A 24189-nucleotide genomic window follows, 5' to 3' on the forward strand; every position below is an offset into this window, starting at 1 on the left:
CCACTCCCAATCCCAGATTCTGACCTTCTCTAAGCCGCTTTTTGCGTATGGGAAAGAGAGCAGCCCGCCCTGATGACCGGCCGCCCTAACCCCATGTATGCGGTTTGCTGAATGCGTTATTTGTTTTTCGCCAAGATGGCGTTCGCTTCTTTGCGGAATTGTTTCGCCGCTTCTTCCACCGACAGCTTCTGGAAGTCCATTTGCTCGCCCAGGCCGGAGAAGAGCTTGATGATCTCCGCCGTTCCGACCGGATCCGGCGGATCCATCGGGCTGCTGTTCTCCTGCGCCCACGTGACATAGTCGAATACTTGCACTTGCGCCGGATCAAGCGTCGGCTTGATCGCGTCCGCTACCGCGCTGTTGACCGGCACGCCGCGGTCGCCTTTGATCAATTTGTTCGCTTCGACGTTGTTGACCCAGAAGTCGATGAACTTCGCCGCTTCTTCTTTGTGCTCCGAGTTTTTCGATACCGAGAAGTACATGGAAGGTTTCAGGTAGAGACCTTCTTTGCGGCCCGGACCCGGCATATGCGCCATCTCGAGCGGACGGTTCGCTACTTGCTGGATCGCGACGAACTGGTTCGTCCACTGCCAGATGCCGACCTGCTTGTTCTTGACCATCATGTCGTCCTCGAGCCCTTTGATCTGCGCTTTGACGTCCGGCGGCGGCGTATGTCCGTCCTTGACCAGATTCGCGAGGGGCCCGAAGAAATCGATGAACAGCTTGTCGTCCTCGTAGCCAAGCGCCGTGCCTTCCGCGTTGTACAAGTGCTGGCCTTTCGAACGCAGGTAGTAGCCGAAGAATACTTCCGGACGGAAGCCGTTGTCGAAGTAAAGTCCCGCGTCCTTGGCCTTGCTCGCCATCGCGAAGTAGTCGTCCCACGTCCAATCTTCGCCTGGCTTCTCGACGCCCAGCTTCTTCAAGAGCTCAGGGTCGTATTGGAAGTTGACCGTATTAACGCCGATGTTGAAACCATAAAGCTTGTCGCCCAGCTTGCCGCCGGAGATCGAGTTATCCGAAATGTTCGTCGTATCGATGCCGTTGCCCAGATAAGGCGTCAAATCTTCCAGTTGACCCTTCTGGCCGTACTGCGCCAAATACGAGATATCCATCTGTACGATGTCCGGCAGTTCGTTCGCCGCCGCTTGCGGCGCAAGCTTCTTCCAGTAGTCGTCGAAGTTGGCGTATTCCGGTTCGATCTTTACGTTCGGATGTTCCTTTTGGTACATTTCGATAACCTTCAGCGTGTAATCGTGCCGAGGCTGCGACCCCCACCAGGCCATGCGGAGCGTGACCGGCTTGGACGAGTCTGCCGCTCCTCCGGAATCCGTTCCGTCGTTCGGCGCGTTCGAGCCCGCATTGTTGCCGTTGCCGCAAGCTGCCAATGAAACTACGAGCGTAGCCGCCACCAAGAGCGTCGATAGCTTTTTCATCTAACGATCCCCTTTCATGCATGCGCTTGAAATGTTAACCCTTACATTTACAATTGTAGCGGGGCGTAAGCGCTTGCGGAATGCAAAAAACCGCTCCCGTTGTTCAAAAAACAGAGGTTTCGACAACGGGATTATGACATGTTTATACAGGCGAACGTTTATATTCCGAGGGGGACATTCCCGTATATTTCTTGAACACTTGGGAGAAGTATTGGGGATTATCGCCAAAACCGAGCCGTTCCGCAAGTTCGAACACGCGCACGTCCTCCGCCTCTTCGATCAGCGCGATCGCCTGTTCCATTCGCCTTTTCATGACATAGGAGGAAAATTTGTCGCCGATCTCCTTCTTGAACAACTTCCCGAGATAATCCGCGTTCATATAGAGCACTTCGCCGGCAACCCAGTGAAGAGAGAGCTGCGGATTCGCGAGATTCGCTTCGATGACCTCCAACATGCGCCGAATCATGTCGGAATACTTGTTCCGATATCGTTCGAAATTAAAGCTGCATGCTTCCTTGGCCGCGGCGTACATGAATTCGCGAACCGCGTGCAGCGTGTCCATGCCCTCCAGCTTCCCGAGCGAGGTCAGCCAATCTTTCATCCGGTTCGGATCGCCTTGTCGCGCGACCGCGACGTAGATTGGGATGAGGTACGACTTGGTCATCGTCGTGTCCATCCGCTGTTGCGCGAGCGAATCGAACAACGCGGCCAACTCGGCTTCCGTCTCGCTCCATCGGCCGGATTTGACGAGCAGGCAGAGCCGCTCCTCGTCATATAGGAACGGCTCCTGCATTGGCTGCTCCGCATAATCGGCTAAGTCCTGCTTCATGATCAGCGTGCCTTCCCCAACGTAGAAGCGGTGCTCGAGACAAGCCAGCGTGTCCCGGTACATCCTTCTGGCGCCCGTAATATCGCCCGGATCGCTTAGCGCGGACGTGACCTCCTTTTTATAGAAGCCTTTGAACGTGCGTGCGATGTCGGCGATGCTCGCCCGCAACCGGTCCGTTTCCGCAGGGCTTGGCACGAGTAGGAGTACCTGCTTGCCGATGGTCGCCCCGAGCAGAGGCGGTTCCTCCGCGAGCAGATCCTGCGCGATGTTCAGCAGCGCGAACAAGTGCTCATACTCTATGTCGCCCTCGACCTGCATCAGAAGCAGACAAACCGGCTCGCTGCCCAGCGTAAGGCCGAACAATCTCGCATATTCGTCCCAGTCCCGTTTACCGTAGGTTTTGTTCGTGACCAGTTCCTTCAGGAACTGCGCCTTCGCATGCGGTATGACTTTGTTCAGCTCGGTCTCCATTCCGACCAGAAACTGGTCGCGGTTGCGCCGCTTGTCCAGTTCGCGAACGATATCCCGAAGCGATTGCGCAATCGTCTCCTCGTTGCACGGCTTGAGCAAATAATGCTTGACCCCGAACCGCATCGCCTTGCGCGCATAATCGAAATCCCCGAAGCCGGATAGGACGATGAACGCTGGCGCGTCGTCTTCGTTCTCCGTCACCTTCTCGACGAGCTGCAAGCCATCCATGCCCGGCATCCGGATATCGGTAATCACGATGTCCGGCCGATCGCGCTCGATCGCCGCCAACGCCTCCACGCCGTTCCTAGCCGTGCCGGCCAGGCGCGTCCCGGTTCCTTCCCAATCCACGATCGCGGATATGCCTTCCAAAATAATGCGTTCATCGTCCACCAACAGCACCTTATACATGTTCATCCCTCCGCTCATACGGCAGCGCCATCGTAATCGTCGTGCCGGCGCCGCGTTCGCTATCCACTTGCAATCCATAGACATCCCCGAACAAAAGTTTAATCCGGTCGTCGATATTCCGCATGCCCACGCCCGAACCTTTCGGCCGTACGTCGCCCGATTTCAATCCTGCCAAAATCCCGGCGTCCATTCCCGGTCCGGTATCCTCGACGACGATCAGCAGCCGGCCGGCCTCATGCCAAGCGCGTATGCGGATGCGGCAAGGCTCCAGCATATGTTCCACCCCGTAATTCACCGCGTTCTCGACTAGCGGCTGCAGCGAAAGTTTCGGAATCATCGTCGTCTGGTATTCGTCCGGCACGTCCAGTTGAAAATCAAGCCGTTCCTCGAATCGGATTCGTTGAATCGTGACATAGTGGGACACGATGTCCAGCTCGTCCTTCAGCTGAATCAGCGGCTCCTTGATAGTGATCGAGCTGCGCAGCAGGAAGCCAAGCGACTCCACCATTTGCGAGATGGACCGCTGCCGGTTCATTTTGGCCGTCCAATTGATCGTCTCCAGCGTATTGTACAGGAAGTGCGGGTTGATTTGCGCTTGAAGCGCCTTGAACTCGCTCTCCTTGATCGCGAGTTGCTTGACGTAATTCTCTGTGATCAAATCGTCGATGCGCTGGACCATCATGCGGAAATTGCGGTGCAGCTGGCCGGCCTCGTCCATCGGAATTTGCTTGTCGTCTTCATCTTCCCAAGCGTCAAAATGGCCAAGCTGTACCCGTTTCATCTTCAGGTTCAAACGCTCGATCGGTCCGGTGATTCCCTTAGAGAACCGGACCGATAAGATGACGGCCATGACGAACAGCGCCGCGAGCAGCAGCAGCACCGCGCGCTTGACGGCGGCGACCCGCTCGAAGATCGTGTCGTACGGGATAAGCGTCATATACGTCCAGTTCGTATTCGAAGACGGGACGTACGCGACGAAATACCGATTTCCGTCGATGCCGGCCGTCGTATAACCTTGCTTGCCCGCGATGAACTCATTCAGCTTACTCTCTTCGTCCGTTTCGAGCGCCGGGAAGATAGAGTGACCGTCCTTCATAATATAGAGCTCCATATTCTCGAGGCCGCCTGCCTTGTTCAAGTAATCATGAAACAGCCCTTCCATATCGATGCGCACGGTCATGACGCCAAGCGGCGCCAGCTCCAATTCCTGATAGGAGCGGATGAGCCGAGCCGAGCTCAGCGTACGGTCTTCCTCATCCGGCAATATCCAGGTGTTTCCTCCTTTGTTCGGCTCCGTCTCCTTCTTCAGCATGCGGATGCGCTCGGGCGATGACGTGACCAGCTTCGTTCCCGCCGCGTATTCTTTGCCGTAATAATCGGTCATCTGGATCGATAGCACGTATTTCTCCATGCCGCCGATCTCCAGCATCCGCGTCTGAATATAATCGGCGATGACGAAACGGTCGTATTCCGTCCCCGCCTGCTTGATTTTGTTCAAATAAGACTGCAGCGTGCCGTCGGTCGCCAGCCTGTAGGATAGCCGCTCCATCTTCTGCAGCTCGCTCTCGATGCCCGCCGCCGTCAGTCCGAGCGATTGGGCCGACTGACGATACAGCTCCTCGTCGTACTTCTCGAAGGCGTACTGCTGCACGATCAGCATCAGCAAGCAGACGAGCAGCATGACCGCCGTGATGAGCGCGATTAATTTGTATTTGATGCGAAGATTCATGTAAAGCGCTTTCAACGTGACCAATGAGCCGTCCCCTTTCTGCTTGAAGTCCCGCTCCCCGCGAAACGTAACCGCGTTCATTATACATGAAATGTACGTACAAGAGGAGGTGCCAATGGGCCGACACGCGCGGCGCAAAAAAAAAAGACGTCCCGGGGAGCCGGGACGTGCCAATGATCGCCAGTGCGGTGTTGCGTCATGCTTCACAAGATGAATAAAACCGGTCGCCTAGCGGAAAGAATCACCGGCTAGCGCATCCGCCAGAACATATCGTTGAGGCGAAGCTCGTTGCGGAACGCGTTCACTTGCGTCGCGTTGTCGATGATGACGACTTCGATGCCGGCCAGCTCCGCCCAGTCGATGAGCTGTTCGGCCGTAATCGCGTACGAGAGCACCGTATGGTGCGCGCCGCCGGCGTGGATCCATGCTTCCGCCGAGACGTTCAACGAAGGCTGCGGCTTCCATAGTACGCGCGCGACCGGAAGATTCGGCATATCGCGGTCCGGCTGAACGGCATCGACGACGTTAACGATCAGACGGAACCGGTGGCCTAGATCGATCAGCGACGCGTTCACCGCTTGGCCGCTGCGGCCGTCGAAGATCATGCGCGCAGGGTCTGCTTTGCCGCCAATGCCGAGCGGGTGCACTTCCAGACGCGGACGGTTCGCCGCGATCGTCGGACAGACCTCCAGCATGTGGGCGCCGAGGATCATTTCGTTGCCCGGCTCGAAGTGGTAGGTGTAGTCTTCCATGAAGGATGTCAGCTTATTGCCGGCCATGACTTTCATCAGGCGCGTTAATGCAGCCGTTTTCCAGTCGCCTTCTCCGCCGAAGCCGTAGCCCTGCTCCATTAAGCGCTGTACCGCCAAACCCGGGAGCTGCTTCATGCCGTGCAGGTCCTCGAACGTCGTCGTGAATGCCGTGAAGCCGCCTTCTTCCAGGAACGACTTCATGCCCAGCTCGATGCGCGCTTGTTCGCGGATCGATTCCCAACGGTCCGCGTCGTTGCGGATCTCAGCGGCGATATCGTAAGACTTCTCGTATTCGGCTGCCAGCGCGTCGACGTCCGCCTCCGAGAAAGCGGCCATGCGCGCGACGAGATCGCCGATGCCGTAACCGTTAATCGACCAACCGAATTTGATTTGAGCCTCGACCTTGTCGCCTTCGGTAACGGCTACTTGGCGCATGTTATCGCCGAAGCGCGCGACTTTCAGCGAACGGCTCTCGACGGCCGCCACGGCGGTGCGCATCCAGCCTGCGATGCGGCCTCTCGCTTCGGCGTCTTCCCAATAGCCGACGACGACTTTGCGGGCAACGTTCATGCGCGCGCCGATGAAACCGTATTCGCGGTCGCCGTGCGCCGATTGGTTCGTATTCATAAAATCCATGTCGATGCTGTCCCATGGAATATCGCGGTTGAATTGCGTGTGCAGATGGAGGAGCGGCTTGCGCAGCTGCGCGAGACCGGCGATCCACATTTTCGCAGGCGAGAACGTGTGCATCCATGTGATGATGCCCGCGCAATTCTCGTCGGCGTTGGCGGCCGCGAGCACCCTCGTAATTTCATCCGGCGTCGTCACGACTTGCTTGAACGCGACCGGGAACGGAATCGATTCATCGCGGTCAAGACCTTGCGCGATGACCTTCGAATGCTCCGCTACTTCAAGAAGCGTCTCCGGACCGTACAAATGCTGGCTGCCTGTCACGAACCAAAACTGATAAGGTTTTACGGTTAACATGAATAATCTCCTCCTAAATAAGCATAACTTGTACGAACAATTATAATCATTGTATGTTGCACGTGAGATGAACATTGCAGTTGTCATAACCATTATCGAGTAATCACCGTTGCATTCGTTCAACTTGTACGTACAACTTAATGAGTTTATTGTACGACTTCGCCCGTACTTTTTCAAGAGGAATCTTCATGTTGGTTGAGCGTCAACCAAGCAGGTCTTTAGGACTAGTTATTTTTCCGCTTGCAGCCGATACGTTTCTTTACAAAACGTACACGCGAAAACGACGCCGTCTTCGCCTCGGCGCAGCGTCAACCGGTCGTCATCCTCCGATTCCAGCCATTGTCTTCCATGTTCATCCCGGTCGCCAAACGCATGAAAATCAACGCGATTGCCGCACTCGCACGTAAATACCAGAATCATGGCGCAAATCCGCCCCTTCTTTACATAATTTCCGTGTACGCACTTGACATTGATACACTTTGTATCATAAATTACTAGTAGTAGAGTATTACGCCCGCCGAATCACCAGCTCTAGCAGTCAGTACAGAGCGTAAGGAGAAATTAACATGACGATGGGAGATCGTTTAAGAGAGCTGCGGCTGCGAAAGAACATTTCGCAGGAAGAAGTGGCGAAGCAAATCGGCATTACCCGTTCGGCCTACAGCCACTATGAGATCAACAATCGTCAGCCGGTTTACGAAACATTGAAGAAGCTGGCCGTCTTGTTCAATGTCTCGCTGGATTACATTATTGGCGGCGAGCAATCGACTAAACCCGACACCCAGATGATGCCCGAAGCACTTGAAATCATCCGGATATTGAACAGCATGGATCAGGACAAACGCAAGCAGTCGATCGACCGCATGATGGCCGTCATCCGCCAAGCGGAGTAACCGCTACCAATCCGTCACCGGCAGCGAAAGCCAGATCGTCGTTCCAACGCCAGGCTCGCTCTCGGCGCCCATTTTGCCGAAATGCGCCTCGACGATTTCCTTGGCGATCGCAAGGCCCAGACCGCTTCCGCCATCCGCCGAATTGCGCGCGGCATCCTTCTTATAGAACCGGTCGAATATAAAGGGCAGGTGCGTCGCTTCGATGCCTTCTCCCGTGTCGATGACCTTCACGATCGCTTCGTTGGTCGCTTGGCTATAAGAAAAGGAAAGCGTTATCTTGCCGTTCGGCGCCGTATATTTGACCGCATTATAAATGAGATTGGCCATCACCCGCTCCATGCGCTGCTGGTCCAGTTGAAGCGTAATGCGGTCCGGATGCACGGCCCTGCCATCCTCGTCCGTCTCTGCGCCCTCTTCAAACCGGCATTCGAAGCCGATCCCTCTTGTCCGTACATCCATCTCGTACTGCTCTCTTAACGATCCCATCCAACTTTCCATCGTCACTTCCGTATAATGCAACTTCAGCTGTCCCGATTCAAGCCGCGTCAGCTCGAACAGATCCTGAATGAGCCGGCTTAATCCCTGCACTTTGCCAAGCATCATGCGTACGTAGCGGTTCTGCTGCTCCTCCGTGTTCACGACGCCGTCCCGCATCGCCTCCAAGTAACCTTGAAGCAGCGTGATCGGCGTCCGCAGATCATGGGAGATATTCGTCATCAGCTGCCTGCGCGATGCTTCGGACCTCGCGAGTTCCCGGTTGGAGCAAGCTAACGATTCGTTCGCGCTCCGCAGCTCCTCGGTTCGCTCCGCGATTCGCTCTTCCAAATACATGTTCAGCTCGCGCAGCTCGGCGGAGGCTTGCTCTACCCCGCGTAGCGCGTTCGAGAACCGGCTGGATATAATGAACGACTGCATGAGCATAAAGAAGAAGAGACCGATCGGCACCAACTGGGTACGAACCAACATTTCATTATAAAACAAAATGTCATTGATGATCGTCGCCACGAACACCGCTACTCCCACGAGAATAAATCCCGCGCCTTCCCTCTTCCTGAACAACGCCCGCCATAGCACGAGCAGAATATACAAGCTGCCTAATACCACGAACAGCTGGATGGCGGCAACGGTTTTGGAATAGACGATCGACGGCATGACAAGCACGAACGCGCAAATGGACACTCCGATGCCAATGACGACAGGACCGACCCGCCGGTGCATCTCTTTCGGGAACAAACCGCCGATATAAAGGATGCCCGTCACCGCGCTGAACCCGAACGAGATATACTCGATCTTCATCGCGGTCTCCCAATCGATCCCCGGGAACATCTGAATGAGGTACATATTGCCGGTCACGCTTGTGCGGGCCGCCACGTACAAGCAGAGCAAACCGAAATACAAAGTGAATTTCTCTTGACGGCGAAATGCGTACAAGCCCAGATGGAACAACCCGATGATGACCAAGCTGCCGAGAATGGTCATCTCTTGGATGGTTGTCCGCATCTGGCTCTTGGTGATCGCATCGTTCGTCCCCATCCTCAGATCAACCCAGATGCCGCCTTTACGGTGCTGGAAGTTGGACACTTGGACGGTCAGCTGCAGTTCGCCGCGGTCGCCCTCAAGCGTAATAATGCGCGGCTGCTGCCTTGCTTCGGAATCGGCCCGGCTGCGGCCGACTTCGCCTTCGCGCGCGAGCAATCTGCCGTCGACCCACAGCTTGTACGCGCTGAAGATGTTCGGCACCCGAATAGCCAGCAGCTTATCGCTCGGCGTCAGCAGCACCTTTAGCCGGTAGGTGGCATACCCTTCGCCGCTTTGCAGCCCGAACGATGCCGGATAGCTGTTCCACGACTGCGGCACGGCCGCGTACGCGACGGAGGATTCGGGTTGGTAAGCGGCTTCTACCGGGCCGAGCAACCGATGGTCGAACAGCGCCCATTCACCCGACAGATTAAGGCTGCCCTGATCCAAGAACGACCAGCTTCTTAGGTCGATGACGCCTTCCTTGGCTACTGGCGGCGTGGCGGAGGGCTTGGCGGCGCATCCGGCTACCAGCGTTTGGACAATCACGAGAATGAACAAAATAAGACGATAGCGCCGAATAGGTCTTCCCTCCATAAAATCGTTCGTTGCTAGGTACTCCTTCCATTCGCTATAATAAGCGATGAAGCAGGACTATAGGCGCTTACAATGCCTGCGCCGGTCGGAATGGCCCTGGGGAGGAAAACTGGAATGAACGGAAACAGAATATTGGTTGTCGATGACGAGCCGGACATTACCGAGCTGATAACCCTTTATTTGGAGAAAGACGGTTTTGACGTAGACTCGGCGGATAACGGGGAAGATGCGCTTCGGCTGGCCCATACGGTCAAGCCGGATTTAATCATACTGGATATCCAGCTCAAGAGCTTGGACGGCATCGAAGTGTGCAAACGCATCCGGAATGAATCCGGCGTCCCCATTTTATTCCTAAGCTGCATGAGCGACGATACCGACATTATACACGGTCTGGAAGTCGGCGGCGACGATTATATCACGAAACCATTCAGCCCGAGCCAACTGGTGGCGCGGGTCAAGGCGCATTTGCGCCGCCAGTCCAACCCGGACTGGCGCCCGGAGCGCAAACAAGTCGACGTGCTCGCCATGGACGGCCTCGTCATCGATATGATGGGCCGCACGGTGCGCGTGCAAGAGACGGAAGTGAATCTGTCCGCCAAAGAATACGACCTCCTGCTCTGCCTGGCGCAATCGCCGAACCGGGCGTTCCCGCTCGACGAGCTGTACAATCTCGTCTGGGGCGCGGACAGCATGGGCGACACGCGAACGCTGATGGTGCACGTCAGCAACCTGCGCAAGAAAATCGAGCCGGACCCGGCCAACCCGACCTACATCGTGACCGTGAGGGGCGTCGGGTATAAATTTCAACACAAGGAAGGAATTTCGCATGTATATCGCTGATCAATGGAACGACTACGAGCTGCTTGACACTGGGGAAGGAGATAAACTGGAACGCTGGGGCAACTATGTCCTACGGCGTCCGGACCCTCAGGTCATCTGGCCGATCGTCCATGATTCCGCGCGTTGGCGCAATGCCGATGGCCATTACCACCGCAGTTCTTCCGGCGGCGGGCAATGGGAGTTCCGCACGAAGATGCCGGATCGCTGGACCATCGGATACAAAGAGCTTAAGTTCCACATTCGTCCCACCAGCTTCAAGCATACCGGCCTGTTCCCCGAGCAAGCGGTCAACTGGAGCTGGATGATGGACAAAATCCGCAATGCGGACCGTCCGATCCGCGTCCTCAACTTGTTCGCCTACACCGGCGGCGCCACCGTCGCGGCTGCGGCCGCCGGCGCCGAAGTATGTCATGTCGACGCGTCCAAGGGAATGGTGCAGTGGGCGAAGGAGAACGCGCAGCTGTCGGGCCTGGAGAATCAACCGATCCGCTACATAACGGACGACGTGTTCAAATTCGTGCAACGCGAGCAGCGCCGCGGCCGCCAGTACGACGCGATCATCATGGATCCCCCGTCTTACGGGCGCGGTCCGAACGGCGAAATGTGGAAGCTCGAGGAAAACTTGTTCCCGTTTCTCGAATTCTGCACGACGATCCTGTCGCCGAATCCCCTCTTCGTGCTCGTGAACTCGTATACGACGGGCCTGTCCCACTCTGTGCTGCACAACCTGCTGCATATGACGGTCGGACGCAAGTTCGGCGGAACGATCAATTGCGGCGAAATCGGATTGCCGATCACGGCAAGCGGTTTGCACCTGCCGTGCGGTATCCTGGGTCGCTGGGAGGCGAAATAAAATGAACGCGGACATGAACCGGGAGGCGGCAGCGCCTCTCCTTCCCGTTCTTCACGAGGATAATCATCTGCTGGTCGTGCTCAAATCGCCGGGCATCCTGTCGCAGGCGGACGAGACGGGCGAGCCGGACATGGTAACGCTGCTGAAGGATGACTTGAAGGTCCGCTATAACAAGCCCGGCAATGTATTTGTCGGGCTTGTCCATCGTTTGGACCGCCCCGTGGGCGGCGTTATGGTTTTCGCCAAGACCTCGAAAGCCGCGTCAAGACTGTCGGAGTCGGTCCGCTCGCGCAATTTCGAGAAGATGTACGTGGCGCTCGTCCACGGCACGCCTGCCAAGCCTAGCGCGACGCTCCGCCATTATTTGAGCAAAGATGCGGCGCGCAATATCGTAACGGTGCATGATCGTCCCGCGGCGGATGCCAAAGAGGCCGTGCTCGACTACCATGTTGCCGACACGCGCGGCGGGTTGTCTCTCGTCGTCGTCCGGCTGCACACCGGAAGGCCGCACCAAATCCGGGCGCAGATGGCCCGTATCGGATGCCCGCTCGCGTACGACCGCAAATACGGCGCCCCGCCGGCGAAGGGCGAACGCGACCTCGCGCTGTGGTCCGCCTCGATCGGCGTCCATCATCCGGTCTCGAAGGAATGGCTGAACTTCCGCGCCTTGCCGCCGCGGACCGAGCCGTGGAGCCAGTTTCCGGATGAAGCCTGGCGACGCGCCGAATCGATGTTGGCGGCGGATAAAGGTACCTCATGGTAAAGCCGATTCGCGGCGTCTTCTGCTGCTTCGCGGTCCTCATGATCTTGCTATCCGGCTGTTCGTTCGACGAGCGCTCACCCGGCAGCGGATCGGAGGGGGCTGGGCATAATCGCAACGACGCTTCGGCTCCATCGGACAGCCAGGAAGACGTTGGTAACCAAGACGCTGCGGCGAATGGAGAGCAACCGGTTCAAGAGAACGACAGCACGGCCTCCCCTGACGATGCCAACGGCGGCGAAGCGAATGCCGGCGTCCCCACCCCTTCCGAGCCATCCGAGCCGATTCCGCCGCCGACCGACGCGACCTGGATTGCGGCAGGCGACGTCATGATGCATATGCCGCAGCTTCCGGCTTACTACGATGCCAAGACCAAACAGTACGATTTCTCGCCTTACTTCGATTCCGTACGCGCCATTATTAAAGAAGGGGATTGGTCGCTCGCGAACCTGGAGACGCCTATTGCAGGCAAGGCGCTCGGTTATTCCGGCTTCCCCATGTTCAATGCGCCGACGGAGCTGGCGGAGGCGCTTCGCGGGGCCGGCTTCACGATCGTGACGAACGCGAACAACCACTCGCTTGACCGCGGCGCGGAAGGCATCAGCCGAACGCTCGCCGCCTTGGAGGCGCAGCAGCTCGTCACGAAAGGCACATACCGCTCGAAGGCCGAATCCGAGAAGCTGACGATCGTGGAGAAGAAAGGCATACGCATGGGTTTGCTCGCGTATACCTACGGCACGAACGGCATATCGCTGCCGGACGCCATGCCATATGCCGTGGATTTGATCGACGAGCAGAAGATGCTTGGCGACATCGCGAAGCTGAAGGAATCCGGCGCCGACTTTATTACGGTCGCCCTGCATTTCGGCACCGAATATCAGACCTCCCCGTCCGAAGAACAGTCGAAGCTCGCGCGCAAGCTGATCGCACACGGCGCGGATATTATAGCCGGCGCGCATCCGCACGTCGTCCAGCCTTACGAGACGGTCGAGGTAGCGGAACAAGACGGCACGATACGCAAAGGGCTCATCATCTACTCCATGGGCAATTTCATCTCGAATCAACGCGGCGAGACGAAGGATTATGGATTGCTGATGAAAGTTGGCATCCGCAAGGACCACGCTACCGGCAAGACGACGATCCAAGAAGTCGAACCGATTCCGACTTGGGTGTACCGATACAAAACGGGCAAAGCGAACCATTACCGAATCGTCCCGCTCGGCGAGACGATCGCCAAACGTTCAATTCCCGAACTCTCCAACGCCGAGTATGCCGCCCTGACGCACGGGAAAGCAACGATCGACCAAAGACTGGCATCGATGTCCGCCGCGCCTGTAACGGTGCCTGCAGCGCCTTAGGACGCCATGCGGCAGTTGCGACATCCCGCGTTATTTGAACGAAGCGGATCTCGAAATAACGCCCCTTCCATCGCGGAAGGGGCGTTTGTCGTTCACTTCACCTCGCCGACTAGAAACCGAACGCGATGGCTTCTTAGCTCGGCCTGTTTGTACGCCGCCGCGATCCCCAGTTGCTTCGTTTCGCCCTTGCAGACCTCCTTATAAGCGAGGACGGTGTCCACTGGTCTGGCGAAAGGCCCTTCGCTTAATACAACGACATGATCGCCTTGCCATTGCGCCTTGATCCGTCTCCCGCCGCAGCCGCGCGGCTGCGGATACACGAAGCCGCTTGCAAACCATTCGTACTGCCGGATCGGCGTTCCCGGCGGCTCCATGCATAGGAACAGCGACAGTTCATCGCATAAGACCAACGCATTCAAGTGATAGTGAAGCGTTTCCATATACAGGCCTAATTCGGCCTGTATGTTCGCTTGCCGCCCCTTCTCCCGCGAGACAAACGCGCGCGTCTCCGGCGTATCCGCCCTCTCCGCCAGCATCGTGTACAGCAGGCTTGACAGCACCGCCGCATAGGGATTGATTCGCTCCAACTCGTCGATGCCGTGCCGATAGTGCAGAAACCGGATATTCGGCGGGAAATCGCGAAACGAGTAAGGCCGACCCGCCGCGTCGTTCCAGATCGGATCGACATCCAGCCCCGCCCAGCTGCGGTCATGCTCATACGCCGCCTGTATCACCTCGGAGATTCGTTCTCCGAGTAGCTCTTCTTGCCAAGCGGCCATCAGATCGCCCGATATTCGCGCGTGGTCTTGCTGCGCAATCAAGACGTACGTATCCTCTTTTTCGTATACGATCATGTCCCCGCCGCCTTTCTACCTTATCTAGCTATACGGTTATATACACATATTCCCCGGAATAAAAAAGAAACACGGCCGATTGCTCAACCCATGTTTCTTCTGCTCTAGTCCCTTTTACGTTTGCTTCAATTCGCCACTTTCCCGAGCAAATACACAAGCAGCTGCTGATTATGGGAGGAGATTTTGTCCAGCGCCTCCGTAATGTACGCATCGCGGAGCTCCAGCCCTCTGCGCGCCTCGTCTTCGCCCTTCTCCGTGACCGTCACCCACACGATCCGGCGATCGCTGTCATCCCGACTGCGCGTGACGAGTCCGCCTCGCTCCATCCGATCGAGCAGCGTCGTGATCGCCGCCGGCGTCGTGGCGAGGTAAACCAGCAGATCGGACGGCTTCATCGGTTGATGCTGCAGCAGCAGTTCCAGCACGTTAAGCTGCCCCTCCGTAAGCGCCGGCGATAGGCCATCTTCCAGATGCGACTTCCAATCCTTCGAAATCTTCATCCATAATCTCGCAAACTCTGAAGAAACGATAGGGTCCACCCGCTTTCGATCCGAATTTCTTCTCTATTACCATTATACGAAAATCAATTGTCGAATGTAAGATTAACGAGGTTAATATTTTGTACCCTGAGTCGCTATAATACAGAACCATTTGACACGGTTAGACATAGGTTAGTGATGAGGACTGCGAGGCATACTCGAATTCACCCGAGACTCGAATGACCGGAAGGGGAGCGTGACGACAATGGACGACCGTAAAATCGAACTGGTGCGCAGGCTCAAGAATACCGCGATCGCAAAAGACCCACAATGGCTGGACCGGCTAGACGAACCGGCGCCATTGTGGGTTGTGCTGGACCTTATGTTGCGGCTTATGGAACGCGGAGACGAGTCCCATATGCCTTTCGATTAAACCAATTTCATTATCAGACGCCGCATCGTGGGAACACGGTGTGAATGGCGTCTTTTTTATCGACCGTAACGAGCGCCTTGCCCATTCCTCTGCGATCTTCGATCGGCGCTTTCTCCGTCGAGGCTGACAGGTGCGCGCCGGTTGCCGTCAACATGACGAGCTCCCGCTCCTCTTTGCAGTGGAAGGCGCCGACGATACGCTCGCCGTTCGGCTTGACGCGCTTGCCTTCCTTGAACTCGAACGTCGAGACGCCTTTGCCGCCCCGCCCCTGAATCATATAATCCATCAGCAAGGTGCGCTTCGCGTAGCCGAGATCGGTCAAGACAAGCACTTCGCCTTCATCGCCCGTCACCAGCTCCGCCGCGACCACCTCGTCCTCGTCCTTAAGCTGCAAGCCGCGCACGCCGCCGGCGACGCGTCCCATCGGGTTGACTTCGCTTTCCGGGAACCGGATGCTCATGCCGAGCTTGCTAACGAGCAGCAGCTCCTTCTCGCCGTCGCTTGGCAGCACCCGAATGATCTCGTCGCCTTCGCCGACCTTAACCGCCGCAATCGCGGTCGAACGTGACGACTTGTACTCCTTCAGCTCCGTCCGCTTGACCTGCCCCCGCTTGGAGACGAACACGAGCGAGCGTCCCGCCTCCTCGAAATCCTTGACCGGAATGACGCTTACGATGGCATCATCCTTCGGCATCGGGATTACGTTGACGACGGCCGTTCCCGTATCCTTCCATTTGAACTCCGGAATCTGATGGACCGGCAGCTGGTAATACTGTCCTTTGCGCGTGAACAGCAGCACCTGGTCGATCGTGTTGACATCCAACAGGTGACGGATGACGTCGCCTTCCTTGACGCCCGCATTGCTAAGCTCGCCGCCCGAGCGCGTGAACGACAGCTTGGAGGTCCGCTTAATGTAGCCTTCGTGGCTGAGCGTCACGAAGACGTCCTCGGCCGGCACGATAACTTCCAGATTGACCTTCAGTTCTTCCACTTCGCCCTGAATATCCGATCTGCGGTCGATGCCGAACTTGTCCCGAATCTCGGTTAATTCGTCCTTGATGACCCCGATCAGCTTCTTCTCGCTGTCGAGAATGCCGCGAAGGTAGGCGATCCGCTTCATGATCTCCTTGTGCTCTTTCTCGAGCGTCGTAATCTCGAGATTCGTCAAGCGGTACAATTGGAGCGTCAAGATCGCATCGGCTTGCCGTTCGGTAAATCCGAATTTGGCGACCAAGTTGTTCTGCGCATCCTGGCGGTTCTTCGACGCTTTGATGGCAGCGATGACGTCGTCCAGGATGTTGAGCGCCTTGACGAGTCCTTCGAGCACGTGGGCGCGATCTTCGGCCTTCTCCAGCTCGAACGTCGTACGGAACGTGACGACTTCCTTCTGGTGCGCGATATAGGCGCTTAGAATATCCAGCAAGCCGAGCTGTTTCGGCGCTTTATTGACGATCGCGACCATATTGAAGTTGTACGTGACCTGAAGATCCGTCTTCTTGAAGAGATACGCGAGAATGCCTTGCGCATCCGCTTCTTTCTTCAGCTCGACGACGATGCGCAGCCCGTTGCGGCCGCTCTCGTCGCGCACCTCGGCAATGCCTTCGACCTTCTTCTCCAATCGGATATTCTCCATCGCCGTCACCAGCCGCGACTTGACGACTTGGTAAGGGATTTCGGTAATGACGATCTGCTGGCGACCGCCCTTCATATCCTCGATCGCGGTTTTCGACCGAATGTAGATGCGCCCTTTGCCGGTCGTATACGCGTCGCGTATGCCTTCCTCGCCCATGATCAGGCCGCCGGTCGGGAAATCCGGACCGCGCACGATCGACATCAACTGCTCGAGCGTCGTATTCGGCTGCTGCATGAGCAGCACGCAGGCATCGATGATTTCGCGCAGGTTGTGGGTCGGAATTTCGGTCGCGAAGCCGGACGAAATTCCGCTTACGCCGTTGACTAGCAGATTCGGGTACCGCGAAGGCAGCACGACCGGCTCCTTCGTCGTATTGTCGAAATTGTCCTTGAACAGAACCGTACGTTTCTCGATATCCCGTAGCAGCTCCATCGCGATCGGCGACAGTCTGGCCTCGGTGTAACGCATGGCCGCCGCCGGATCGTCGTCCTGGGAACCCCAGTTACCGTGACCGTCCACGAGCACATGCGCCATTTTCCAAGGCTGCGCCATCCGCACCATGCCCTCGTAGATCGAGGAGTCCCCGTGCGGATGATAATTGCCCATGACGTCGCCGACCGTCTTAGCGGACTTCCGGTATGCTTTATCCGGCGTATTCCCGGCATCGTACATCGCGTACAGAATACGACGCTGTACCGGCTTCAAGCCGTCGCGCACGTCGGGAATCGCTCGGTCTTGAATAATATATTTGGAATAGCGCCCGAAGCGGTCGCCCACGACCTCCTCCAGAAACGCCGGCAAAAATTGTTCCAGGTTGCTCATGCCGATTCAAACTCCTACCCCTTATTTGCGGTGCTGTCCTACTCCTCGTAATCGGTAAAATCGACGTTCTCGACGATCCAGCGCTTGCGCGGGTCGACCTTGTCGCCCATCAGCGTGGACACGCGGCGCTCTGCTTTGGCAGCGTCTTCGATCTGCACCTGAAGCAGCGTGCGCGATTCCGGATTCATCGTCGTCTCCCACAATTGATCGGGATTCATCTCGCCGAGTCCCTTGTACCGCTGCAGCTCGAACTGCTTGCCGAATTCCTTCAAATAATTCTGCAGCTGTTCGTCCGTCCACGCGTAGCGAACCGTCTCAAGCTTGCCCGATTTGCGCGTGATCTTGTACAGCGGCGGCTGGGCGATGTAGACCCGGCCCATATCGATGAGCGGCTTCATATATCGGTAGAAGAAGGTCAGCAGCAGCACCTGAATGTGGGCGCCGTCCGTGTCGGCATCCGTCATGATGATGATTTTATTGTAATTGCACGATTCCGAGTCGAACTCCGATCCGACGCCCGCCCCGATCGTGGCGATGATCGCTTTGTATTCGTCGTTCTTCAAAATATCGACGAGCTTCGCCTTCTCCGGGTTCATCGGCTTGCCCTTCAGCGGCAGAATCGCTTGATGCTTGGAGTCGCGCCCTTGCTTGGCCGAACCGCCGGCGGAATCGCCTTCGACGATGAACAGCTCGTTGCGCGTATAGTCCTTCGACTGCGCCGGCGTCAACTTGCCGCCGAGATTGGAGCTCTCGCTCTTCTTCTTGCCGCTGCGTATCTCGTCGCGCGCCTTGCGTGCCGCTTCGCGCGCCCGCGAAGCCTGAACGGCTTTTTTCACCAGCTGCTGCGCGATTTGCGGATTCTCTTCCAGGAATACCTGCATTTTGTCCGATACGACCGCGTCCACGGCGCTTCTCGCGCTTGCGCTGCCGAGCTGGTCCTTCGTCTGGCCGACGAATTCGACCTCCGCCATCTTAATGTTGATGACCGCCATCATGCCTTCGCGCAAATCGTTGCCTTCGAGATTCTTTTCCTTCTCCTTCAGCATTGCGGTCTTGCGCGCATAATCGTTCATGACGCGGGTGAACGCCGTCTTGAAGCCCGTCTCGTGCGTGCCGCCGCCGCGGGTCGGAATCGAATTGACGAACGAAGCGATCGTCTCGGTGTAGCCGTCGTTGTACTGCATCGCGATCTCGACTTCGATCTCGTCGCGTTCCGACGCGAAGTGAATGACGTCGTGCAGCACCGTCTTGTCTTCGTTCAAGAATTGGACGAATTGACGCGCGCCCCCTTCGTAGTGGAAGACATCTTCCTTGCCGGCGCGATCGTCCTTCACCGTGACTTTAAGACCGGAGTTCAAGAATGCGATCTCCTGCAGCCGCTCGGATAACGTCTCGTAGTTGATCGTCGTATTGCCGTGGAACACGCGCGCGTCGGGCTTGAACGTGACTTTCGTGCCCGTCCGGTTCGTATTGCCCGTCACGACCAAGCCGGTCGTCGGCTCGCCGACATGTTCCTTACCCGCGTCGTCTACCCAATACTCGAAGCGCTGCTTATGTATCTTGCCGTCCCGGAATATCTCGACTTCCAGCCATTCGGAGAGCGCGTTCGTGACGGATGCGCCGACGCCGTGCAAACCGCCGGATTTCTTATATCCGCCGCCGCCGAACTTGCCTCCGGCGTGCAGCATCGTGAATACAACCTGCGGCGTAGGGATGCCGGTCTTGTGCATGCCGGTCGGAATCCCCCTGCCGTTATCGCGAACCGTGATGGACTGGTCCTTATGGATGACGACGTCGATCGCGGAGCAAAATTTCGCCAAATGCTCGTCGACCGCGTTGTCGACGATCTCCCAGACGAGATGATGCAGCCCCGAGGTGGTTGTACTGCCGATGTACATCCCGGGCCGTTTACGGACAGCGGTAAGACCTTCCAGCACCTGAATGTCGCCTTCGTCATAGTTGCGATTGGCCGCAGAAGTCGCCTCCCCCGCAAACGTATTCAACTGCTCTGTCATACACGTCCCCCTTATCTGTTCAAAGCAGACTGCTGGCACGGTTCGCCGATCGCGAGGCACTCCCCTCGACATCTTGGCGTTCCCGTTCCCGCTCAGTCAGCTCTGCTTAAATGACGACGGCTGCGCCCGGCTTCCCGCCTGGCACAGCTGCTCTACCGTCACTTCAAGCTATTTTAATTCAAAATATCCTGTTTCGTAAAGACAAGGAACGAAACGACGATGCTTATGGCCGCCCAAATCGCCAACACCGTTAGCGAAAACGGCAGCGACATGCCGGCGATCGGAGGCGGCGAGCCGTTCATGTACATCGTCAAATCGAGGTTCACCGAAAAGAAATATTTGGCGCTTTCCCACGACGACGCCATGTTGCCGAGGATCGTGCCGGTGATGACCGCCGCCATCATCGTGACGATGCTCGCCGCCGTCCCGCGCAACAGCACGGACACCATGAGCGCCAGCAAAGCGACCGTCATGGAGGAAAACCAGATCAACCCGCCTTGCATGATCATGTACTGCCATTGCGGGATAGCATGCACGTTCGTGCTGTCTACCTGCGCGCCGGACACGTCGAAGCCGGTGAATACCGGGGCATCCCAGCCCTCATAGCCGAAGAAAACGCCGGATATTAAATAGCAGAGCACGAAGCTCGTCACGACGATTAATGACACGTAGAGCATCATGGCCAATATTTTGCTGAGCAGGATCTTCCATCTGCGGACCGGCCTTGTCAGCAGCATCTTAATCGTACCCGTCGTTCGCTCGCCCGATACGAGGTCGGAAGCGATCGCAAGCACGAGCAGAGGATAAAACAGCGTGACCGACCCGGACATGAAGCCGCGCGTGAACGTAATCGCGTCGGGCGTGCTCGGATTGACGTCCCGGTCCAAATAATACTGCAGTTGCTGAACGGCGATTCTGCGGTACCGCTTCCATTCTTCCGGGACGCTATCGCTCGCCAGCGTGCTCTGGTAGTCGTTGATCTGGTTCATGACCTGGTTGCGCCAATCTTTGAAATTCTGGGCGTTCGTCTGCGAAATCCGCATTTGGGCATACGTAAAAATCGGAATTAGAATGATCAAAACGAGAACGACGACGTAAAAGCGTTTTTTCCTCCAAATTTTGAGCGTCTCGTTCTGTACGAGCGGCAGCAGCCTATCCAATGCTTTCTCCCTCCGTCATTCGCAAAAATAGCTCTTCGAGCGTGGGAGCGACATGCTGCACCGATCGGATGCCGATTCCGACGCGCACCGCTTTCTCAACCAAGTCCTGAATACGGCCTGCCGGCATCTGCGCTACGATCGGCTCCTTCATCGGCGCCAAGATTCCCTCTTCAATTTGATGCTCGTCGTTCGCGACCAGACGGACGCCTTCCTCAGCCAGCAGCCTCCGGCCTGCTTCGGTCTGATCGAATTGCCAAACCACGTAGCTACCCGCTTGCGCGACGAGCTCGTCCACCGTGCCGACGGCCCTGACCCGCCCATGGCTAATAATGGCGACGCGATCGCACATGAGCTGGATTTCGCTCAGCAGATGGCTGGAGATAAACAGGCTCATCCCTTGACCCGCCAGCGAGCGAATAAACTCGCGAAGCTCCTTGATCCCTTTCGGGTCCAAGCCGTTCGTCGGTTCGTCCAATATGAGCAGCTTCGGCCTGCCGAGCAGCGCTTGAGCGATGCCTAGTCGCTGGCGCATGCCGAGCGAATACGTCTTCACTTTATCGTGAATCCGCTGTTCCAAGCCCACGATCGCGACAACCTCGTCGATCCGGTCTCTCCCGATGCCCGGCTGCATGCGGGCGAAATGCTCCAGGTTCTCCCATCCGCTCATATAGCTGTATACTTCCGGATTCTCCACGATGCAGCCGACGTGGCGAAGCGCCTCCTCGGGATGCCGATGAACGTTGAAGCCCCCGATTTCGATCGCGCCCGCCGTCGGTTTGATGAGGTCGACCAGCATGCGGATCGTCGTCGTTTTGCCGGAACCGTTCGGTCCGAGAAACCCGAATATTTCGCCTGCGCGCACGTCGAAAGAAACGTCGTGAATGATCATTTTGCCGCGGATGCTCTTCTTGATGCCTCTTACGGACAGCACCTTCTCCGGCTGGATGTCGCGACGGACTGCCGGCTCGGTTAAGGGCCTAAGCGGCGGAGCGTCTGTTACGGAAGTCATAGGCAGCCTCCTGTCACTAATGGGATCGGTATGGCGGTCATGCGCTCAGCGAAGCGACTGAACGACACGCGTCGCAATCTGCTCGTAGCCGAGATGGTTCGGATGAAAATGGTCCGACGACAGATAAAGATCGCTCGCGTTCTCGAACAAATCGTACGTCGGCACGATAGTCATATTATCGTAACGGTGCAAAATGTCGTACACCTGCTGATTCCACTGTTGAATATAGGGGCTTCCGACGCGAAGATCCTCCATCTCGTAGAAAGGATTGAACAGCCCCACGTATACGACGTGCGCGTTCGGATTCAGCGCGTGAATTTGCTCGATGACCGCTTCGAAGCGTTGGAGCCCTTCGGGCATGCCCGCTTTCAATTTCTCCAGGTCGAACTGGCCCGTCGCTTCGCTCGCTTTCTCGCCGGTTACCGATTGGAACAAATCGTTGCCGCCGATCGTGAACAAGACGAGATTCGCCTGCTGGATCGTATACTGATACCCTTTGTTCGTTCGGAGCGATTCGGCCAATTCATCGGCTCGCAGGCCGTTAACCGCCAAATTATTGTTCAACCGAACCGGGATGCCCCACTTGTCCCTCAGCATGGCCACCACTTGTTTAACATAACCCTGCCCTTCGTCATCGCCGAAGCCCTTCGTCAGCGAATCGCCGATCGCGGTTATTCGAATCTCGCTGCTTTCGGAAAGCGGCTTCTTGGCCGGAAGCTCGGCTTGCGGCGATTGGATCGGAGTGTGCTCCGGCGAAGGCCAGACCAAGTCCTTGACGGCATAGCCGAACCCGGCGACCAGCAGCGCCGTCGACAATAGCGCCGCAAGACCAACGACTCTCCATAATGTATCGGAAGACGTACGCTTATTTTCCATCTCTCTATCCCCCTTTTGCCTTCCCCAAGAAAAAAACGGTCAAAAAAACGAAAGTTATGCCGAAAAAAGCAGTCTTGTCTTCTAAAATAATGCTTTCACAAAAAATTTGCAAATCGTTCCTGTTCAGGAAAGCCCATTAATGCATGATGAGCAGCTTGGTCCGCGCTTAAGTGCAGCTATGAATGCGAACTATGATAGGCGAAACGTCTTGGATCCCCCTTAGGAGTCAAGACAAACGTCTTCGACGCAAAAAAACAGAGCCCCCGAAGGGACTCTGAACACTGTTTATCAAAAATGCTTATTCGTATACGATGCGCAGCGATTCGGCGGCTTGCTTGGCCGTCGCGCGCGCCTGCTCCGTCGATGCCGCCGTGCTCAGGGCGACGGCCATCCGACGTCCCGGCTTCGTAACCGGCTTGCCGAATACGCGTACTTGCGTGCTTGGCAGCGCCAGCGCTTCATCCAGTCCGCCGATCCGGAACGAATCGGAATCGCGGTCCGCTTTCAGCGTGTGAGAGGCGCCCGGCGTCAACAGTCGCACATTAGGGATCGGATAACCGAGAATCGCCCGAGCGTGCAGCGCGAATTCCGATAGATCCTGGGTCGCCATCGTGACCATGCCGGTATCATGCGGACGCGGCGATACTTCGCTGAACAGCACGCCGTCTCGGGTCAGGAACAACTCGACGCCATAAATCCCGTAACCGCCCAGCTCGTCCGTCACCGCCTTCGCGATCGCCTCGGCTTGAGCGATCTGCTCCTGCGTCATCTCGTGCGGCTGCCACGATTCGATATAGTCGCCATCCTTCTGCACGTGGCCGATCGGCGCGCAGAACGTCGTGCCCGACGCCGATCGAACGGTTAGCAGCGTAATTTCGGATTCGAAATAAACGAATCCTTCCACGATGACCCGCTGCTTCTTCGCGCGGCCGCCGTCCATGGCGTACTGCCAGCACGCCTCGATGTCCGCCTCCGTCTTGCATACGCTCTGGCCTTTGCCCGAGGAGCTCATGATCGGCTTGATTACGCACGGCGTGCCGAGCGCGGCAACCGCTTCGCGCAGTTCATCGAGCGAATCCGCGAACCGGTATGGCGCGGTCGGAAGCGCCAACGACTCCGCCGCCAGTCGGCGAATGCCTTCGCGGTCCATCGTCAGCAGCGCGGCGCGCGCGGTAGGTACGACCCGGAACCCTTCCTTCTCCAGCTCGACGAGCGCGCTTGTCGCGATTGCCTCGATTTCGGGCACGATCAGGTCCGGCTTCTCGGTCAGAATGAGATCGCGCAGCGCGGCGGCATCCAGCATGTCGATCACGTAATGGCGGTGGGCGACCTGCATGGCCGGCGCGTTCTCGTAGCGATCGACGGCGATCGTCTCGACGCCGAGACGCTGCGCTTCGATGACGACTTCCTTGCCGAGCTCGCCGGAGCCGAGCAGCATCATTTTGCGCGCGCGCGGGGAAAGCGGTGATCCGTACATAAA

At 57.1% G+C, this 24189-nt stretch carries 20 protein-coding genes; 6 read left to right on the forward strand and 14 right to left on the reverse strand.

Annotation, left to right across the window (positions count from 1 at the left end; all coding sequences use genetic code 11):
- Positions 1 to 116: 116 nt before the first annotated feature.
- The 5 genes from BCM02_RS21650 to BCM02_RS21670 all read right to left on the reverse strand — a co-directional run bounded on the left by BCM02_RS21650 (position 117) and on the right by BCM02_RS21670 (position 7029).
- Complete coding sequence (locus BCM02_RS21650) at positions 117 to 1433, reverse strand: ABC transporter substrate-binding protein (protein ID WP_148931219.1); 1317 nt, start codon at positions 1431 to 1433, stop codon at positions 117 to 119.
- A gap of 142 nt (positions 1434 to 1575) precedes the next feature.
- Complete coding sequence (locus BCM02_RS21655) at positions 1576 to 3141, reverse strand: response regulator transcription factor (protein WP_148931220.1); 1566 nt, start codon at positions 3139 to 3141, stop codon at positions 1576 to 1578.
- The gene (locus tag BCM02_RS21660) at positions 3134 to 4894 is read right to left on the reverse strand and encodes a cache domain-containing sensor histidine kinase (RefSeq protein ID WP_187434346.1); all 1761 of its coding nucleotides are present in this window, start codon (positions 4892 to 4894) and stop codon (positions 3134 to 3136) included. The genes BCM02_RS21655 and BCM02_RS21660 overlap by 8 nt, the downstream gene beginning before the upstream one ends.
- A gap of 224 nt (positions 4895 to 5118) precedes the next feature.
- Complete coding sequence (gene araA, locus BCM02_RS21665; RefSeq protein WP_148931222.1) at positions 5119 to 6609, reverse strand: L-arabinose isomerase; 1491 nt, start codon at positions 6607 to 6609, stop codon at positions 5119 to 5121.
- A gap of 228 nt (positions 6610 to 6837) precedes the next feature.
- Positions 6838 to 7029: a hypothetical protein gene (locus BCM02_RS21670; RefSeq protein ID WP_148931223.1), complete on the reverse strand. Its 192-nt coding sequence runs from the start codon at positions 7027 to 7029 to the stop codon at positions 6838 to 6840.
- 146 nt (positions 7030 to 7175) lie between these two features.
- Here BCM02_RS21670 and BCM02_RS21675 point away from each other — a divergent pair, with 146 nt between their 5' ends.
- Positions 7176 to 7502: a helix-turn-helix domain-containing protein gene (locus BCM02_RS21675; RefSeq protein WP_148931224.1), complete on the forward strand. Its 327-nt coding sequence runs from the start codon at positions 7176 to 7178 to the stop codon at positions 7500 to 7502.
- 3 nt (positions 7503 to 7505) lie between these two features.
- On the opposite strand, the gene BCM02_RS21680 is transcribed toward BCM02_RS21675, so the two are convergent.
- Complete coding sequence (locus BCM02_RS21680) at positions 7506 to 9617, reverse strand: sensor histidine kinase (RefSeq protein WP_148931225.1); 2112 nt, start codon at positions 9615 to 9617, stop codon at positions 7506 to 7508.
- Positions 9618 to 9731: 114 nt separating this feature from the next.
- Here BCM02_RS21680 and BCM02_RS21685 point away from each other — a divergent pair, with 114 nt between their 5' ends.
- From BCM02_RS21685 to BCM02_RS21700, 4 genes are read left to right on the forward strand one after another with little or no spacing between them, the layout of a single operon-like run.
- The gene (locus BCM02_RS21685) at positions 9732 to 10457 is read left to right on the forward strand and encodes a response regulator transcription factor (protein ID WP_148931226.1); all 726 of its coding nucleotides are present in this window, start codon (positions 9732 to 9734) and stop codon (positions 10455 to 10457) included.
- Positions 10444 to 11310, forward strand: a complete 867-nt coding sequence (locus tag BCM02_RS21690; RefSeq protein WP_148931227.1) for a class I SAM-dependent methyltransferase — start codon at positions 10444 to 10446, stop codon at positions 11308 to 11310. The genes BCM02_RS21685 and BCM02_RS21690 overlap by 14 nt, the downstream gene beginning before the upstream one ends.
- A 1-nt stretch (position 11311) precedes the next feature.
- Complete coding sequence (locus tag BCM02_RS21695) at positions 11312 to 12073, forward strand: RluA family pseudouridine synthase (RefSeq protein ID WP_148931228.1); 762 nt, start codon at positions 11312 to 11314, stop codon at positions 12071 to 12073.
- Positions 12067 to 13428, forward strand: coding sequence for a CapA family protein (locus BCM02_RS21700; protein WP_246183497.1), 1362 nt, complete (start codon positions 12067 to 12069; stop codon positions 13426 to 13428). Before BCM02_RS21695 ends, BCM02_RS21700 begins: the two co-directional genes overlap by 7 nt.
- 92 nt (positions 13429 to 13520) lie before the next feature.
- Here BCM02_RS21700 and BCM02_RS21705 read toward each other — a convergent pair whose 3' ends face one another.
- Positions 13521 to 14282, reverse strand: a complete 762-nt coding sequence (locus BCM02_RS21705) for a DUF3891 family protein (protein WP_148931229.1) — start codon at positions 14280 to 14282, stop codon at positions 13521 to 13523.
- A 125-nt stretch (positions 14283 to 14407) separates the two neighbouring features.
- The gene (locus BCM02_RS21710) at positions 14408 to 14812 is read right to left on the reverse strand and encodes a MarR family winged helix-turn-helix transcriptional regulator (protein WP_148931362.1); all 405 of its coding nucleotides are present in this window, start codon (positions 14810 to 14812) and stop codon (positions 14408 to 14410) included.
- A gap of 214 nt (positions 14813 to 15026) precedes the next feature.
- Between BCM02_RS21710 and BCM02_RS35390 the strand changes: the two genes are divergently transcribed.
- A complete protein-coding gene (locus BCM02_RS35390; RefSeq protein ID WP_187434347.1) occupies positions 15027 to 15194 on the forward strand; it encodes a hypothetical protein in 168 nt (55 codons plus the stop codon).
- A gap of 13 nt (positions 15195 to 15207) precedes the next feature.
- On the opposite strand, the gene gyrA is transcribed toward BCM02_RS35390, so the two are convergent.
- The 6 genes from gyrA to purT all read right to left on the reverse strand — a co-directional run bounded on the left by gyrA (position 15208) and on the right by purT (position 24186).
- On the reverse strand, positions 15208 to 17649 hold the full coding sequence (gene gyrA / locus BCM02_RS21715; RefSeq protein WP_148931230.1) for a DNA gyrase subunit A: 2442 nt from the start codon (positions 17647 to 17649) through the stop codon (positions 15208 to 15210).
- Positions 17650 to 17687: 38 nt separating this feature from the next.
- A complete protein-coding gene (gene parE, locus BCM02_RS21720) occupies positions 17688 to 19664 on the reverse strand; it encodes a DNA topoisomerase IV subunit B (protein ID WP_148931231.1) in 1977 nt (658 codons plus the stop codon).
- A 173-nt stretch (positions 19665 to 19837) separates the two neighbouring features.
- Positions 19838 to 20824 carry an ABC transporter permease gene (locus tag BCM02_RS21725; protein ID WP_148931232.1) on the reverse strand — a complete coding sequence of 329 codons (987 nt, stop codon included), beginning with the start codon at positions 20822 to 20824 and terminating at the stop codon, positions 19838 to 19840.
- The gene (locus BCM02_RS21730; protein WP_246183505.1) at positions 20817 to 21713 is read right to left on the reverse strand and encodes an ABC transporter ATP-binding protein; all 897 of its coding nucleotides are present in this window, start codon (positions 21711 to 21713) and stop codon (positions 20817 to 20819) included. The genes BCM02_RS21725 and BCM02_RS21730 overlap by 8 nt, the downstream gene beginning before the upstream one ends.
- A 165-nt stretch (positions 21714 to 21878) precedes the next feature.
- Positions 21879 to 22709: a GDSL-type esterase/lipase family protein gene (locus BCM02_RS21735; RefSeq protein WP_148931234.1), complete on the reverse strand. Its 831-nt coding sequence runs from the start codon at positions 22707 to 22709 to the stop codon at positions 21879 to 21881.
- 298 nt (positions 22710 to 23007) lie between these two features.
- Positions 23008 to 24186: a formate-dependent phosphoribosylglycinamide formyltransferase gene (gene purT, locus BCM02_RS21740; RefSeq protein WP_148931235.1), complete on the reverse strand. Its 1179-nt coding sequence runs from the start codon at positions 24184 to 24186 to the stop codon at positions 23008 to 23010.
- Positions 24187 to 24189: the final 3 nt, after the last annotated feature.

The organism is Paenibacillus methanolicus, from assembly GCF_008124765.1.
Taxonomy (GTDB): Bacteria; Bacillota; Bacilli; order Paenibacillales; family Paenibacillaceae; genus Paenibacillus_Z; species Paenibacillus_Z methanolicus.

What these genes read in the sequence shown, in the direction of transcription:
- BCM02_RS21650 (WP_148931219.1), bottom strand. Translation starts at nt 1,433, where the DNA reads ATGAAAAAGCTATCGACGCTCTTGGTGGCGGCTACGCTCGTAGTTTCA.
- BCM02_RS21655 (WP_148931220.1), bottom strand. Translation starts at nt 3,141, where the DNA reads ATGTATAAGGTGCTGTTGGTGGACGATGAACGCATTATTTTGGAAGGC.
- araA (WP_148931222.1), bottom strand. Translation starts at nt 6,609, where the DNA reads ATGTTAACCGTAAAACCTTATCAGTTTTGGTTCGTGACAGGCAGCCAG.
- BCM02_RS21670 (WP_148931223.1), bottom strand. Translation starts at nt 7,029, where the DNA reads ATGATTCTGGTATTTACGTGCGAGTGCGGCAATCGCGTTGATTTTCAT.
- BCM02_RS21675 (WP_148931224.1), top strand. Translation starts at nt 7,176, where the DNA reads ATGACGATGGGAGATCGTTTAAGAGAGCTGCGGCTGCGAAAGAACATT.
- BCM02_RS21680 (WP_148931225.1), bottom strand. Translation starts at nt 9,617, where the DNA reads ATGGAGGGAAGACCTATTCGGCGCTATCGTCTTATTTTGTTCATTCTC.
- BCM02_RS21685 (WP_148931226.1), top strand. Translation starts at nt 9,732, where the DNA reads ATGAACGGAAACAGAATATTGGTTGTCGATGACGAGCCGGACATTACC.
- BCM02_RS21690 (WP_148931227.1), top strand. Translation starts at nt 10,444, where the DNA reads ATGTATATCGCTGATCAATGGAACGACTACGAGCTGCTTGACACTGGG.
- BCM02_RS21695 (WP_148931228.1), top strand. Translation starts at nt 11,312, where the DNA reads ATGAACGCGGACATGAACCGGGAGGCGGCAGCGCCTCTCCTTCCCGTT.
- BCM02_RS21700 (WP_246183497.1), top strand. Translation starts at nt 12,067, where the DNA reads ATGGTAAAGCCGATTCGCGGCGTCTTCTGCTGCTTCGCGGTCCTCATG.
- BCM02_RS21705 (WP_148931229.1), bottom strand. Translation starts at nt 14,282, where the DNA reads ATGATCGTATACGAAAAAGAGGATACGTACGTCTTGATTGCGCAGCAA.
- BCM02_RS35390 (WP_187434347.1), top strand. Translation starts at nt 15,027, where the DNA reads ATGGACGACCGTAAAATCGAACTGGTGCGCAGGCTCAAGAATACCGCG.
- gyrA (WP_148931230.1), bottom strand. Translation starts at nt 17,649, where the DNA reads ATGAGCAACCTGGAACAATTTTTGCCGGCGTTTCTGGAGGAGGTCGTG.
- parE (WP_148931231.1), bottom strand. Translation starts at nt 19,664, where the DNA reads ATGACAGAGCAGTTGAATACGTTTGCGGGGGAGGCGACTTCTGCGGCC.
- BCM02_RS21730 (WP_246183505.1), bottom strand. Translation starts at nt 21,713, where the DNA reads ATGATCATTCACGACGTTTCTTTCGACGTGCGCGCAGGCGAAATATTC.
- BCM02_RS21735 (WP_148931234.1), bottom strand. Translation starts at nt 22,709, where the DNA reads ATGGAAAATAAGCGTACGTCTTCCGATACATTATGGAGAGTCGTTGGT.
- purT (WP_148931235.1), bottom strand. Translation starts at nt 24,186, where the DNA reads ATGTACGGATCACCGCTTTCCCCGCGCGCGCGCAAAATGATGCTGCTC.